Annotated in this window: 11 protein-coding genes and 1 pseudogene; 6 read left to right on the top strand and 6 right to left on the bottom strand. The window is 64.9% G+C overall.

The window, feature by feature from the left end; translation table 11 throughout:
- Window positions 1-8 precede the first annotated feature (8 nt).
- Window positions 9-1,295 (bottom strand): hypothetical protein, encoded by a 1,287-nt coding sequence (locus PP1Y_RS16450; protein ID WP_013833242.1) that lies wholly within the window; start codon window positions 1,293-1,295, stop codon window positions 9-11.
- A 149-nt stretch (window positions 1,296-1,444) separates the two neighbouring features.
- On the opposite strand from PP1Y_RS16450, the gene purM reads away from it, so the two are divergent.
- Together purM and purN are read left to right on the top strand one after the other, a co-directional pair.
- The gene (purM, locus tag PP1Y_RS16445; RefSeq protein ID WP_013833241.1) at window positions 1,445-2,548 is read left to right on the top strand and encodes a phosphoribosylformylglycinamidine cyclo-ligase; all 1,104 of its coding nucleotides are present in this window, start codon (window positions 1,445-1,447) and stop codon (window positions 2,546-2,548) included.
- Window positions 2,549-2,597: 49 nt separating this feature from the next.
- Window positions 2,598-3,170, top strand: a pseudogene (purN, locus tag PP1Y_RS16440) (phosphoribosylglycinamide formyltransferase); the annotation flags it as partial.
- A gap of 293 nt (window positions 3,171-3,463) precedes the next feature.
- On the opposite strand, the gene ndk reads toward purN, so the two are convergent.
- The 3 genes from ndk to PP1Y_RS16425 form a co-directional block, all read right to left on the bottom strand.
- Window positions 3,464-3,886 (bottom strand): nucleoside-diphosphate kinase, encoded by a 423-nt coding sequence (gene ndk / locus PP1Y_RS16435; protein ID WP_013833239.1) that lies wholly within the window; start codon window positions 3,884-3,886, stop codon window positions 3,464-3,466.
- A gap of 81 nt (window positions 3,887-3,967) precedes the next feature.
- Entirely contained in the window at window positions 3,968-4,405 is a 438-nt protein-coding gene (locus PP1Y_RS16430; RefSeq protein ID WP_013833238.1) for a DNA polymerase III subunit chi, read from the bottom strand.
- Window positions 4,406-4,429: 24 nt separating this feature from the next.
- Window positions 4,430-5,893 carry a leucyl aminopeptidase gene (locus PP1Y_RS16425; protein WP_013833237.1) on the bottom strand — a complete coding sequence of 488 codons (1,464 nt, stop codon included), beginning with the start codon at window positions 5,891-5,893 and terminating at the stop codon, window positions 4,430-4,432.
- Between the two features lie 107 nt (window positions 5,894-6,000).
- Between PP1Y_RS16425 and PP1Y_RS16420 the strand changes: the two genes are divergently transcribed.
- The 4 genes from PP1Y_RS16420 to rsmA all read left to right on the top strand — a co-directional run bounded on the left by PP1Y_RS16420 (window position 6,001) and on the right by rsmA (window position 11,722).
- Window positions 6,001-8,280 (top strand): LPS-assembly protein LptD, encoded by a 2,280-nt coding sequence (locus PP1Y_RS16420; protein ID WP_013833236.1) that lies wholly within the window; start codon window positions 6,001-6,003, stop codon window positions 8,278-8,280.
- 240 nt (window positions 8,281-8,520) lie between these two features.
- Window positions 8,521-9,879 (top strand): peptidylprolyl isomerase, encoded by a 1,359-nt coding sequence (locus PP1Y_RS16415; RefSeq protein ID WP_013833235.1) that lies wholly within the window; start codon window positions 8,521-8,523, stop codon window positions 9,877-9,879.
- A gap of 20 nt (window positions 9,880-9,899) precedes the next feature.
- On the top strand, window positions 9,900-10,904 hold the full coding sequence (pdxA, locus tag PP1Y_RS16410) for a 4-hydroxythreonine-4-phosphate dehydrogenase PdxA (protein ID WP_013833234.1): 1,005 nt from the start codon (window positions 9,900-9,902) through the stop codon (window positions 10,902-10,904).
- Window positions 10,901-11,722 carry a 16S rRNA (adenine(1518)-N(6)/adenine(1519)-N(6))-dimethyltransferase RsmA gene (rsmA, locus tag PP1Y_RS16405; RefSeq protein WP_013833233.1) on the top strand — a complete coding sequence of 274 codons (822 nt, stop codon included), beginning with the start codon at window positions 10,901-10,903 and terminating at the stop codon, window positions 11,720-11,722. The genes pdxA and rsmA overlap by 4 nt, the downstream gene beginning before the upstream one ends.
- Before the next feature lie 93 nt (window positions 11,723-11,815).
- On the opposite strand, the gene PP1Y_RS16400 is transcribed toward rsmA, so the two are convergent.
- Both PP1Y_RS16400 and PP1Y_RS16395 read right to left on the bottom strand, forming a co-directional pair.
- Window positions 11,816-12,298, bottom strand: coding sequence for a PilZ domain-containing protein (locus PP1Y_RS16400; protein WP_041559362.1), 483 nt, complete (start codon window positions 12,296-12,298; stop codon window positions 11,816-11,818).
- Between the two features lie 67 nt (window positions 12,299-12,365).
- On the bottom strand, window positions 12,366-14,480 hold the full coding sequence (locus tag PP1Y_RS16395; protein WP_013833231.1) for a malate synthase G: 2,115 nt from the start codon (window positions 14,478-14,480) through the stop codon (window positions 12,366-12,368).
- Window positions 14,481-14,581 lie beyond the last annotated feature (101 nt).

The following is a 14,581-nucleotide window of genomic DNA, read 5'->3' as shown; positions in this document are numbered from 1 at the left end:
GCCCGGTCCTAGCGGCTGATCCTCAGCGTGGAACCGCTGACAGAAACATTCCAGCCCTGCGCCTTCAGCGCCGCGGCAAGGCGTTCCGCCCCGCCCGTTGCGGAGACCCGCATGACCGAGGTTCCGCCGATGGCAAGGCTCACCGTAGCGGCCCCGCTCACGCCCGGCACGCCGCGAACGGCAGCCAGCGCCGCGTCGACCGCTCCCGCATCGGGCGTTGCGAACTGTACGGTCACCGTCTCGACCTGACCGGCAGCGACGCTTTCGGACGCGGCGCCCGGGATCGGCTGAGGCGTGAGAAGTTCTGGCGGCGGCGCGCCTTGGGGCATCAGCTTGTCGCGCAATTCGGCGAAAGCGCGGTCCAGCGTGAGGCGACCGGCGGTGATCGTCGGGTCGGGCTGCAGCAGCCCCTGATCGAGCGCACCGCGGTAGATGCCATCGATGCGCTGCACTGCCTTGTCGAGCATTTCAGGCAACTGCTCTTCGCTTGCGGCCGTCATTTCAAAGCTGGAGAGGAACTTGTTGTCCGGGCCGTAGCGCGCCGTGAACGTACCCTTCACCGGGCCGCCCGGCCACTGGCGCTCGAGCCGGGCCACCGGCACGATCACGTCAGCCGCATCGAACTGGTTGAGCACGTTTCGCCACCACAGGCGGCTGCGCCGGCCCGGCTGTCCCGCCGTGAGAATCAGCGATTCGCCGCCCGCACCGGCGGGGCGTACATAATCGATGGTACTTTGCGCGGCCTGGAACTCGGCCCAGGCGCGCTGCCACGGTCCGCGCACCTCGAAGACCTGACGCACACCGCCCGAGTAGAGCACGGGAATGACCAGCAGCGGCGCCGAACGGACCGTCGCACCGTCTCCGCCGACGAACTGGCCCGCCTTGGCCTTGTCGAAGATGACGCCCAGCGAGGCGATATAGCGGTGCGGACCGATCTGTTCGTGCTCGATCACCACGGACGAGACCATGGCATCGATCGATTCGACCGGCATGTCAGGACCGCCCAGCTTCTTCCAGGCTTCCTTTTCCGCCTCCTTCCATGCCTTTAGACGGGCATCGGCGCCAGTCTTGTCCGACACGTCGACCTTGATGCCGTTGACCTGGATATCCTCGGAATTGACGAGCGGGGCAATGCCCCGGTCACCATCGATCTGCGCGATCAGCGCGGAACCGCCGGCAAAGGCGAGCGCCGCCGCGGCTACGCCGCCGAGGATCAGGCCCTTGCGCCCAGCGGCGCCGTTGAGCGAACCGGTGCGGGCGAGCCGCCGGAATTTGTGGGAGATTGTCGTGGCCATTGTCAAAACCCGGGCCTTTTGCCCAAACGGCGAGCGAAATCCAAGCAGGAAAGCGACTGCGCCCGAACTTGGGCATCCCCGGCGTTTTTTGTGCGTCATTTTTGCGGGTCGGGCGTGACTCGAAACCGATTGCGCACTATGCGCGCGCAATGTCCGAAGATAACTCCTCGAAGAGCTATAGCTATGAGCAGGCCGGCGTTTCGATCGCGGCCGGCAACGCCCTTGTCAAAGCCATCGCCCCGCTGGCCAAAGCGACCGCCCGTCCCGGCGCGGACGCCGACCTCGGAGGGTTCGGAGGGTTCTTCGATCCACGCGCGGCCGGTTACAAGGACCCGCTCCTTGTCGCGGCGAACGATGGCGTGGGCACCAAGGTCAAGCTCGCCATCGATCACGACCGTCACGACCACATCGGCATCGACCTTGTCGCCATGTGCGTGAACGACCTTATCGTGCAGGGCGCGGAGCCCCTCTTCTTCCTCGACTACTTCGCTACCGGAAAACTCGAGAACGGCGTCGCCGAACGCGTCGTTGCCGGCATTGCCGAAGGCTGCAAGATGTCGGGCTGCGCCCTCATCGGCGGCGAAACGGCCGAAATGCCCGGCATGTATGCCGCTGGCGACTACGACCTTGCCGGCTTCTGCGTCGGCGCCGTCGAGCGCGGCGAGCAGCTGACCGGCGACAAGGTGGCCAGCGGCGACGTCCTGCTTGGCCTCGCGTCCTCGGGCGTGCACTCGAACGGCTATTCTCTGGTCCGCCGCCTTGCCGAGGACAAGGGCTGGAAGCTCGACCGCCCGGCCCTGTTCGATGCGGAAACCCTGCTGATCGACGCGCTGATCGCGCCGACGCGCATCTATGTGAAGAGCCTGCTGCCCTTCATCCGCTCGGGCCGCATCCACGCTCTCGCCCACATTACCGGCGGCGGCCTGCTGGAAAATATCCCGCGTGTCCTGCCCAAGGGCCTGCATGCGCGCATCGACGCAGGCGCATGGCTGCAGCCGCGCCTGATGGCGTTCCTCCAGGCCCAGGGCAACATCGAGCCCAGCGAGATGGCCCGCACCTTCAACTGCGGCATCGGCATGGTCCTTGCAGTGGCCGCCGACGACGCGGGCGCGCTGCAGGCCGAACTCGAAGCGGCGGGCGAAACCGTTCACGTCATCGGCGCGATCGAGCCGGGCGAGAAGGGTTGCACCGTGCAGGGCAAGGCCGAAGTCTGGTCCGCTCGCGAGAACTGGGAAGCGACTCACTTCGCTTGAGACCAAGGATGCTGGTATCCCTCCGGCCTGACGCGAACGGAAGTTTCGAATGAACCGCGAAAAGGTTGCCGTCCTCATTTCCGGCAGCGGCACCAACATGGCCGCCCTGCTTTACGCGAGCCGGGCCGAGGACTGTCCTTTCGAGATCGTCCTGGTCGCCTCCAACGACCCGGCAGCCAAGGGCCTCGTCCTCGCCGAAGCAGAAGGCGTGCCCACCTTCGCCCTTTCGCACAAGGGCATGGCGCGCGCGGAACATGACAAGGCAATGGACGCCGCGATCCGCGAATCGGGTGCGCAGTGGGTCGCCCTGGCCGGCTACATGCGCATCCTCACCCCGGAATTCGTCGCGGGGTGGGAGGGCCGCATGGTCAACATCCACCCGTCCCTGCTGCCCAAGTACACCGGGCTGCACACCCATGAGCGCGCCATCGAGGCGGGCGATTCGCATGGCGGCGTTACCGTGCACCTCGTCACCGCCGAACTCGACGACGGCCCGATCCTGGGCCAGACCCCGGTTGCGATCATTCCCGGGGATACGCCCGACAGTCTGGCCGCCCGCGTCCTGATCGCCGAGCACCAGCTCTACTCACGCTGCCTCGCGCGCCTCGTGACGGTCGAGCAGAGCGCGCAATAACCGCCTTTTGCGGCTCGGCATGAGCCTAACGCATGGCAACAAGTTGAAGCAATTGCACCGGCGCTGTGCCCGCGCTGATCTGCGCGGCGCCCGAGGTGATCACTGCTGCGATGAACGATGCGCCGGCTACAATGATGAATGTCCTGCCGATCAAAGCAAACCTCCTGCAATTCGGATTCAATTAGCTAACTATTGATTAACCGAACGATAAAGCCTGCCGCAAAGAAAAAGGCCGCCCAATCGGGCGGCCTTCATCCATCTTGCGAAGAATTAACCGTCGATCAGCCGACGATCTCTTCCGGCTTGAAGAAGTAGGCGATCTCGATCGCGGCGTTCTCATCCGAATCCGAACCGTGGACCGAGTTGGCTTCGATCGATTCGGCGTAGGTCTTGCGGATGGTGCCTTCGGCGGCATCGGCCGGGTTGGTGGCGCCCATGACGTCGCGGTTGCGCTTCACGGCATCTTCACCCTCGAGGACCTGGACCACGACCGGGCCCGAGATCATGAACGAGACGAGGTCATTGAAGAACGGGCGTTCCTTGTGGACGGCGTAGAAGCCCTCGGCCTGTTCCTGGGTCATCTGGATGCGCTTGGAAGCGACGACGCGCAGGCCCGCTTCTTCCAGCATCTTGGTGACGCCGCCGGTCAGGTTGCGACGGGTGGCATCGGGCTTGATGATCGAAAAGGTGCGGGTAACCGCCATGTCTGGTTCCTTGCGAAGTATGGTATTTGGGAAAGTTGCGCGCGCCCCTAGCGGGGTTTCGGTTGCGCCGCAAGCACGCCTTTATCCGGCCTGGACCCAGCGGCCGCCTTCCTGCTTCCAGTAATAGTGCTCCACGCCTTCGCGAGAGCGCAGTTCGCGCCAGACGCCGCGGGCCTGCTGAACCGTCGATTCGTCGAAGAGGTAGAAGGTGCGCGCAAACGGTTCGCTGCCTTCACGCCACTGCCCGTCGGCGATGGCCATGAACTTCGCCCCATTAGCCGGTTGCGGCGCATCGGACAGGAGGATCGGCTGGCGTTCCTCCTGTCCATCGCCAACCTCGCCATTGGCAAGGAACGTGTCGGGCCCAGCCGACCACAGGGCCTGCCGGATCCGCTTGCGCTGCTCGCCGTCAGCGGAGACCACCAGGAGGCGCTCGCCCGACCCGACGACCTTACCCGCGATCAGCGGCAATGCGACTTCGGCTGGATCGCGGCTGAGCTGGTAGAAATCGACCCGCATCGGCCGCGTCCCTCCCCTTGCCTATCAGGCTTCGAGCGTGTCGCGAACAAAACGGTCGAGCAGGCGCACACCGTAGCCGGTCGCACCCTTGTCCCAGGTCGCGCCGGGCTTGTCGGTCCAGACGGTACCGGCAATGTCGAGGTGTGCCCAGGGCGTATCGTTCTCGATGAAGCGCTTGAGGAACTGCGCCGCAGTGATCGAGCCGCCGAAGCGCGGGCCGACGTTCTTCATGTCGGCGATCTGGCTGTCGAGCATCTTGTCGTAGCTGGGGCCCATCGGCATGCGCCACAGTCGGTCGCCCGAGGCATCGCCGGCTGCGGTCAGCTCGGCGGCAAGCTCGTCGTTGTTGGAGAACAGGCCTGCATATTCGTGAGCCAGCGAAAGGATGATCGCGCCGGTCAGCGTGGCAAGATCGACGATCCTGGCCGGGCTGTACTCACGCTGCACCCAGGTCAGCGCATCGCACAGCACGAGGCGACCTTCGGCGTCGGTGTTGATGACTTCGATGGTCTGGCCCGAAAGCGAAGTGACCACGTCGCCGGGGCGCTGGGCATTGCCGTCTGGCATGTTCTCGACAAGGCCGCAGATACCCACGACATTGGCCCTGGCCTTGCGCAGCGCGAGTGCGAGCATGGTGCCCGCAACCGCGCCTGCTCCGCCCATGTCCCACTTCATGTCTTCCATGCCGGCCGCAGGCTTGATGCTGATACCGCCGGTATCGAAGGTCACGCCCTTGCCGACGAAGGCAACGGGCTTGTCGCCCTTGGCGCCGCCCATCCATTCCATCACCAGCAGGCGCGCGGGGCGAACAGAGCCCTGCGCCACTCCGAGCAGCGAGCCCATGCCAAGCTCGGCCATTTCCTTGTCGTCGAGCACGCGGATCTTGATCCCGGTGCCGGCCATGCGCTTTTCGCAGCGGGCAACGAAGCTTTCCGGATAGATCGTGTTGGCAGGCTCGGTCACCAGTTCGCGGGTGAAGGCAACGCCGTCCGCCACGGCGGTTTCCACGTCCCAGTTGGCAGCAGTGCCATCGGGAGCGCCGATCACCGAGATCGCTGCCAGAGTGGGCTTCGCTTCGTCGGACAGCTTGGTGCGATAGACGTCATGACGCCAGGAACGCAGCACCGCGCCGAGCAGCGCGCCTGAAGTTTCCTCGGCGGAAAGCCCTGCCCCGGTCACATCTAGCGCCAGTGCGGTCTCGCCACTGGTCAGGTACTTGGCAACGACGGCCGCACCGGCCTTTTCGATGGCAGCGCGGCGATCCTTGGCCGACGCGGCGCCAATGCCCGCCAGCACAACACGCACGACCTTGCCGTCACGCTCCACGAAACCTTCGAAGACCTGCCCGGCCTTGCCGGTGAAACGCGACTGCTTCGCTCCCTCTGCAAGCACCGGTTCGAGATCGGCAGGCATCGCATCTTGGTTGACGAGGCGGGCCACGAGGCGTTCATCACTGGGAGTAGCCGCATCGAGGAACTGGATATTCATGGATTCTCCTGAATTTTCTCATGCGATGGCGCCGTTGGTTTCACAACTTGTGCGGTTCACCGCATCACTGGATTGCAGTTAGGCACCGGCGATGCGATAGGCAAGTGATGCTCCCCGCCGCGCAGATACCGCAGCAAGCCAGTCATCGCCGCTTGCGTCCCGTTTCGCTGGGCATCCTCGCCGCAGGAATCGCCACGTTCACGCTTGCCCCAGGGGCATATGCACAGGATGCGGCATCGGCAGCCGATGCCGTGGCGCCGGCCAGTACCGAAGAAAAGCTTCCGATCGCCTTCGAGGCCGATACGGTAGAGTACGACCAGAACGCGGATTCGGTGACCGCCAGCGGCAATGTCGTGTTGCGACGCGAGCAGCAATCGGTCCGCGCCGATACGGTCACCTGGAACCGCCAATCCGGGCAGATCGTCGCGAGCGGGAATGTCCGCCTCGTGGATCAGGACGGCAACCAACTCTATACCGACCGCATCGAGTTGACCGACGAACTCAAGACCGGTGCCATGCAGAACCTGCTGCTTGCCATGCGCGAAGGCGGCCGGCTCGCCGCGGCAGATGGTGAGCGCCTGCCCAATGGCGACGTCATTCTCAACAAGGCCGCCTACACCGGCTGCGACGTCGTGGGCAGCGACGGCTGCCCCAGGAAGCCCAGCTGGCGCATCGTCGCCAAGCAGGTGATCTACTCCGAGGACCGCCAGCGCATCCGCTTCAACGATGCGCGTCTCGAACTGTTCGGCGCAGTCCAGCTGCCCCTGCTTGGCCTGACCGTCAGCACCAATGGCCAGGCCGTCTCCGGCTTCCTTGTCCCCGATTTCCGCCTTTCGCCCTCGAACGGCGTCGAGATCAGCGAATCGTACTACTGGAAGATCTCCGAGAACCGCGACCTCACCGCGACGGCCTATGCCTATACCAAGGCCGCGCCGATGGCCTCGATCGAGTATCGCGCCCTTACCGAGAGCGGCGCCTACCAGATCACCGGTTATGCCACGTCCAGCAACCGGATACCTATCATCGGAACGACAGTAGGCACCGAGGGCGAAAGCGCCTTTCGCGGCTACATCTTTGCCAACGGCAGGTTTCAGCTCGACGATAACTGGAGCGTCACAGCCTCGATCCGGCGCGCGAGCGACCGCACTTTCCTGCGCCGCTACGATATCAGCCGTGACGACCGTCTGCGCTCCATCGTCAACGTGGAGCGGATCGATCAGGACAGCTATCTCTCCTTCGCGGGATATGCGACGCAGACCATGCAGTCGAGCCGCGACCAGGGACAGATCCCCGTCGCCTTCCCCGTCCTCGATTATCGCCGGCGCTTCGACGATCCCGTTCTGGGCGGCAAGTTCGAGACCCAGATCAACACCCTGGGCATCACCCGCACCAACGGCCAGGACACCCAGCGCGCCTTCGCCAGCGCGCAGTGGTCGCTGCGCAAGCTGACTTCGATGGGTCAGGAAGTCACGCTTACCGGCCTCGCGCGCGGCGACGTCTACCACTCGGACGAGAACGACAAGACAAGCACCGCGATCTATCGCGGCGATCCGGGTTGGCAGACCCGAGGTATCGCCACCGCCGCGCTCGACGTGAAATGGCCGCTGGTCGGCAAGGTCTTTGGCGGAACGCAGGTCCTCACCCCGCGCGTGCAGCTCGTCGCCACGCCGAAGGTGAAGAACCTCTCGATCCCCAACGAAGATGCGCGAGCGATCGAGCTGGAAGACAGCAACCTGTTCTCGCTCAACCGTTTTCCCGGCTACGACCGGATCGAAGACAGCGTGCGCTTCACTTACGGCCTCGACTGGCAGTTCGAAATGCCGCGCTGGCGGATCAGTTCGACGGTCGGCCAGTCGATCCGCCTGAGCAACAAGCCGACCCTGCTGCCCGATGGCACCGGCCTGACCAACAAGACTTCGGACATCGTCGGCCGCACCGAAGTGCGCTACCGCAACTTCCTCAAGGTGATCCACCGCTTTCGCGTCGACAAGGACAGCCTCGCGGTTCGCCGCAACGAGTTCGACGCCGTGGTGGGCAACAACGAGACTTATCTCGAACTGGGCTACACCAAGCTCAACCGCGACATATCCAGCGACATCGAGGATCTTCAGGATCGCGAGGAAGTGCGCGCAGCGGGGCGCGTCGCCTTTGCCAACTACTGGTCGGTGTTCGGCTCCGCAGTCGTCAACCTGACCGATCGATCGGAAGACCCGATCTACGGGTCCAACGGCTTCCAGCCCCTGCGTACCCGCCTTGGCGCCGCCTACGAGGACGACTGCATGCAGATCGCCTTCACCTGGCGCCGCGACTACGAGGCCACCGGCGACGCTCGGAGGGGCAACTCCTTCCAGCTTCGCTTCAGCCTCAAGAACATCGGCTTTCGATGAAGCAGACCTGCCCTTGCCCGTCGGGGAAGACGTCCCTAAGCGGAACTACGGGGAATTCCTCTGAATTGCGGGTGTACAGGCGTTGGCAGGCCCGAGCAAAGCCGCTATCGGGTTGGCTCATATTCGGTTAAGCCGCAGCACGGCAGGAGCAAATTCTGGTGCGGCGGGCACGTGCGACACCTGTCCCTGCCCCCGGAACACATCCGGTTAGGTCCGGTCGAAAACGGGATTGAGATTACGGTGCAAGCAATCAATCGCAGCAAGTTCATCAAGCAGGCGCTCCGTTCGATCGGCGCTGCCATCGTCATCTCGGGAAGTCTCGCCGCCTCTGCGGCCAATGCTCAGTCGGCACCGCAAGGCCAGATCGTCATTCCCGATGACGTGAAGATGTTCGGGAACGACAATCCCAACATGCGCCGCGCGACTGCGGTGGTGAACGGCTCGGTGATCACGGGGACCGACGTCGACCAGCGTCTCGCGCTCGTTCTCGCCGCCAACCAGGGCAAGGTGAGCGACGAGGAAAAGAAGCGCCTGCGCCTACAGGTACTGCGCAACCTGATCGATGAAACCCTGCAGATCCAGGAGGCCAAGGCTTCGGATATCGACATCGCGCAGGCCGAGATCGACCAGTCCTATGCACGCGTCGCCGCGCAGAACTTCAACCAGAACACCGATGCGATGGATGCCTATCTCAAACGCATCGGCTCTTCGCCGGAATCGCTCAAGCGCCAGATCCGCGGCGAGCTGTCCTGGCAGCGCCTGCTCCAGCGCAACGTCGCGCCGTTCATCAACATCTCCGAGGACGAAGTGAACGAAGTGCTCGACCGGCTGAAGGCCTCGAAGGGCACCGAAGAATACCGGCTCGGCGAAATCTACCTCGCAGCGACGCCCGAATCGCACGACCAGGTCGCCCAGAACGCGATGCAGATCGTGCAGCAGCTGCGCGAAGGCGGCAGCTTCGTCGCTTACGCCCGCCAGTACTCGCAGGCTTCGACTGCGGCAGTCGGCGGCGACCTGGGCTGGATTCGCCTTGCCCAGCTGCCCAACCCGCTCGCTGCTGCCGCCCGCGAGATGCAGACCGGCCAGCTGGTCGGCCCGATCGAGGTGCCCGGCGGTTTCTCGATCATCTACCTGATCGACAAGCGCCAGGTCCTGACCGCGGACCCGCGTGACGCGGTTCTCGCGCTCAAGCAGATCTCGATGGACTTCCCCAAGGGCATCAGCGAAGCGCAGGCCGGCGCGAAGGCCGAGGCCTTTGCCAAGGCGATCAGCGCGGCCAAGGGCTGCGGCGATGTCGACAAGGTCGCCGCCGGGGTCGGCGCTCAGGTCGTCGCCAACGACCAGGTGCGCGCCCGCGACCTGCCCGGACCGATTCAGAACGCCATTCTCCAGCTTTCGCCCGGCGAAACGCTGCCGCCCTTCGGGTCGGTCGAGGACGGCGTGCGAATCCTCATGCTTTGCGGCCGCGACGATCCGCAGGTCGACAGCGGCCCAAGCTTCGACCAGCTCATGTCGCAGATGGAAGACGAGCGCATCAACAAGCGCGCGCAGATGTACCTGCGCGACCTTCGGCGTGACGCGATCATCGAGTACAACTGACCTGCAACGGAGCGGCTGACATGGCCCTTGCGGCCCCGCTCGCGATATCGCTGGGCGACCCTGCCGGCATCGGCCCCGAGCTGATCGCCGAAGCCTGGATCAGGCGCGGAACCGCGGGCCTCGCCCCGTTCTTCGTCGTCGGCGGAGCCGAAGTGCTTGCGGCCGCTGCACGCACGCGCGGCATCGACTTGCCCGTGTCACGCATCGCAGAACCTTCGCAGGCCGATGCGGCATTCGCCCTCGGCCTGCCGGTTCTGGGCGATGAAGACTGCAAGCCGACCTTCGGCTCGCCCGACATGGCGGGCGCGCGCCTCGCCCTCCATTCGCTGGGGGCGGCGACCGCGCTCGCCCGTTCGGGCAAGGCAGGCGGCGTCGTGACCGGCCCGATCGCCAAGTCGAAGCTGGCCGAAGTCGGTTTCACACAGCCCGGACAGACCGAATTTCTCGCCGATGCCTGCAGCCTGCCGCATGAGGACGCGGTGATGATGCTCGCCGGTCCGTCGCTGCGCACGGTGCCCCTTACCGTCCATACCGCCCTCTCGCAGGTTCCCGCCCTGCTGACGCAGGAGCTGGTCGTACACCGCGCCCGGATCGTGGCCAGCTCACTGGCCCGCGATTTCGGCCTTGCCCGCCCTCGCCTGGCGATCACCGGCCTCAATCCCCACGCAGGGGAAGACGGCCGCATGGGCGACGAAGAGCAGCGGATCATCCGCCCCGCCATAGAGACGCTCAAGGCCGAGGGGCTCGCCGTAACCGGCCCCCACCCGGCCGACGCGCTCTTCGCCGCACACGAACGCGGTGGCTATGACGTGGCCTTGTGCATGTACCACGACCAGGCACTGATCCCGATCAAGACGCTCGACTTCGACCAGGGCGTCAACGTCACGCTCGGCCTGCCGATCATCCGCACCTCGCCCGATCACGGCACGGCCTTTGCCATTGCCGGAGACAACACCGCCAGTGCGGGTGCGATGATCGCGGCGATCCGCATGGCCGGCGAATGTGCGGCGAGGCGCGCGGCATGACCACCCTGCCTCCCTTGCGCGAAGTCATCGCCAGGCACGGCCTCTCCGCCTCCAAGGCATTGGGCCAGAACTTCCTGTTCGACGAGCAGCTGCTCGACCGCATCGCTGCCATTCCCGGCGCGCTTGAAGGCCACAACGTCCTTGAAGTCGGCCCCGGCCCGGGCGGCCTGACCCGCGCACTTCTGCGGGCCGGGGCGCAGGTCACCGCGATCGAGATGGACCGCCGCTGCCTTCCTGCGTTGGCCGAAGTCGAGCAGGCCTTCCCGGGCAAGCTCAAGGTCATCGAGGGCGATGCGATGAAGATCGCCCCTGCCAGCCTGTTCGACGGCCCCTATCACATAGTTGCGAACCTCCCTTACAATGTCGGCACCGCGCTGTTCACCGGCTGGCTTTCCGGCGAGGAATGGCCGCCGCAGTGGCAGTCGCTGACGCTGATGTTCCAGGAAGAAGTCGCGCGCCGTATCGTTGCCGAAGCCAATACCTCCGCCTATGGCCGCCTCGCCGTTCTGGCGCAGTGGCGGTCGAAGGCGAAGCTGGCAATGAAGGTGCACCGCAGCGCCTTCACCCCGCCTCCCAAGGTCATGTCGGCCATCGTCCACGTTACGCCGGGCACCGCTCCCGAAGGTGTTTCGATGCGCGTGCTGGAGCGCGTGACCGAAGCGGCCTTCGGCCAGCGCCGCAAGATGCTGCGCCAGAGCCTCAAGGGCTTGCCCGGGGCACTGGCGGCGCTGGACAGGCTCGGGATCGATGTGCAGCGCCGCGCCGAAACTCTCAGCGTGACCGAATTCGTGGCCATTGCCCGCGAATTGACGCCTTAGCTCGCCAGACTTGCCATTGTCGGTCGGCCGTCATCCCGGACTCGATCCGAGATCACGATTGGAAGGGCATCGAAACCGGCAGGCGAGAGCCGCCTAGTCCCAGTCGCGGGTGGAGAGTGCGAGGTCGGTGGTGTCGCTTGCCGCTTCGCCGCTGCCCAACCGCGCGATCACGAAGGTGCTGCCGCCCAGCAGCGCTGCGAGCAAGACCAGGCGGACGGCGCGCGACTTGCCGAAGGACTTCCAGCGCGGCCCTGCAGAAATGCCGATGACATCCCGCTCCGTCATCCGCGATACCGGAACCGCCATGCCCTGCACGAGGTCTGGCACCCGGATTTCTTCCTTGAGTGCGATGCCGCAGCGGTCGCCATGCGACCAGCGGACGCGGCCTGCCAGCAAATGATCGCCGATCTCGATCTTGACCCGCCCGCCCTTGGCCGGCGGGTCGGCCATCATCGCCATGAGGCCGCGCGAAGAGGCATTGCCCACCATCGCATCGCAATCGCGATCGTTGACGCGGACACGCACCATCAATGCGGCGGGCTCTCGTCCCTGCACTCGTTCCTTGCGGAAGAACATGATCCTCCCCCCATCTTGCACCATCAGGCAGGATGGGGGGAATCGCTTAGGATTTCGCTAAGGCGATCTAGGCAGTCACCAGAGCCGATTTCTTCTTCAGGCGCCAGGCATGCAGCAGCGGTTCGGTATAGCCGCTGGGCTGCTCGACACCCTTGAAGACGAGATCGCAGGCTGCCTTGAAGGCAAGGCTGGTGTCCCAGTTGCCCGCCATCGGTGCATAGAGCGGATCGCCGGCGTTCTGGGCATCGACCTTTTCAGCCATCCGCTTCAGCGCGTCCATGACCTGCGCCTCGGTGCACACGCCGTGAAGCAGCCAGTTGGCCATGTGCTGGCTGGAAATGCGCAAGGTGGCGCGGTCCTCCATCAGGCCCACGTCATTGATGTCGGGAACCTTGGAGCAGCCGACGCCCTGATCGATCCAGCGCACGACGTAGCCGAGCAACCCTTGTGCGTTGTTCTCCAGTTCCTCGCGCACTTCGTCCTCGGACCAGTTGGCGCCATCGGCCAGCGGAATCTGCAGCAGCAGGTCGAGGCCCGGGATTTCCTCTGCGGCGATACCTTCACGCAGGCCGAACACATCGACTTCGTGATAGTGCATCGCATGGAGCGTCGCGGCGGTGGGCGACGGGACCCATGCGGTGTTCGCACCGGTCCTGGGATGGCCGACCTTCTGCTCCATCATGTCGCGCATCATGTCGGGCGCAGCCCACATGCCCTTGCCGATCTGGGCGACGCCCGAAAGACCGTGCCTGAGGCCGATGGCGACGTTGCGCTTCTCGTAGGCGGCGATCCAGGTCGAGCCCTTGATGGCGCTCTTGCGGATCATCGGACCGGCCCGCATCGAGGTGTGGATCTCATCGCCGGTGCGGTCGAGGAAGCCGGTGTTGATGAAGACGATGCGGTCCTTCACCGCGTGGATGCAGGCGGCGAGGTTGGCCGAAGTGCGGCGCTCCTCGTCCATGACGCCCACCTTGACGGTGTTGCGCGGCAGCTGGAGCAAATCCTCAACTGCGTCGAACAAGTCATTGGTAAAGGAGCACTCTTCAGGACCGTGCATCTTCGGCTTGACGATATAGATGCTGCCCTTGCGGCTGTTGCCGTAGCGGGTCATGCCTTTGACGTCCTGCGCCGAAATCGCGCTGGTGATTACCGCGTCCATGATGCCTTCGGGGATCTCGCTGCCATCGGGCAGGAGAATCGCAGGGTTGGTCATCAGATGGCCGACGTTGCGCACGAACAGCAGGCTGCGGCCGGGAAGTTCCTGCGCCTCGCCGGTGGGGACGGTCACGACCTTGTTACCCGCCAGCTCGCGCGTCAGGGTCTGGCCGCCCTTCTCGAAAGTGTCGGTCAGGTCGCCGCGGATCACGCCGAGCCAGTTCGAATAGGCAAGGAGCTTGTCCTCGGCGTCGACGGCCGCGACCGAATCTTCAAGGTCGACAATGGTGGTCAACGCCGCTTCGAGAACGATGTCGGAAATGCCGGCCTTGTCAGTCGCGCCGACCTGGCTCGAGGGATCGACGACGATCTCGATGTGCAGGCCGTTGGACTTGAACAGGCAGCCCTTGCGGGTCTCGCCGACGCACTGGTCCGGATCGACCAGGGTGACTTCCAGGCTGTCGACGTCGGCCCAGCTTCCCGATGCCAGCGGCAGCGCCTTGTCTAGGAACTTGCGTCCCTCGGCGATGACGGCGGCGCCGCGAACCGGGTCGTAGCCCTTGCCCTGCGCCGGCGCGGCGTCGAGCGCATCGGTGCCGTAGAACGCATCGTAGAGGCTGCCCCAGCGCGCATTGGCGGCGTTGAGCAGGAAGCGGGCGTTGAGCACGGGCACGACGAGCTGGGGCCCGGCCATCGTCGCGATCTCGGGATCGACGTTCCGGGTTCCGATCGAGAAGACTTCCGGCTCGGGCACGAGGTAGCCGATGTCCTGCAGGAACGCCTGATATTCGCCCTGCTCGATCGGCCTGCCCGCGCGCGACATGTGCCAGGCATCGATCTGCGACTGCAGGTGGTCGCGCTTTTCCAGCAGTTCCCGATTGCGTGGAGCAAAGCGAGCCAACAGCTGCGCAAAGCCGCTCCAGAACGCATCCGTATCCTGCCCGATGGGCGCAAGGACCTTCTCCTCGACGAAAGCCGCCAATCCGGCGTCGATCTGGAGGCCCGAACGTTCAACCCTTTGCGTCATCTTTCCTCACACTTCCTGGACGCACGCGCGAAACCAATGCGCCGTGCGATCATTGTAGATTACCAAGACTGTCCTGGGGAAGGATGCCCTGCCCTATGACG

Source organism: Novosphingobium sp. PP1Y, from assembly GCF_000253255.1.
In the GTDB taxonomy this organism is placed as follows: Bacteria; Pseudomonadota; Alphaproteobacteria; order Sphingomonadales; family Sphingomonadaceae; genus Novosphingobium.
The sequence above is the reverse complement of the archived record's forward strand: the minus strand, read 5'-3'. Positions and strand labels throughout refer to the sequence as shown.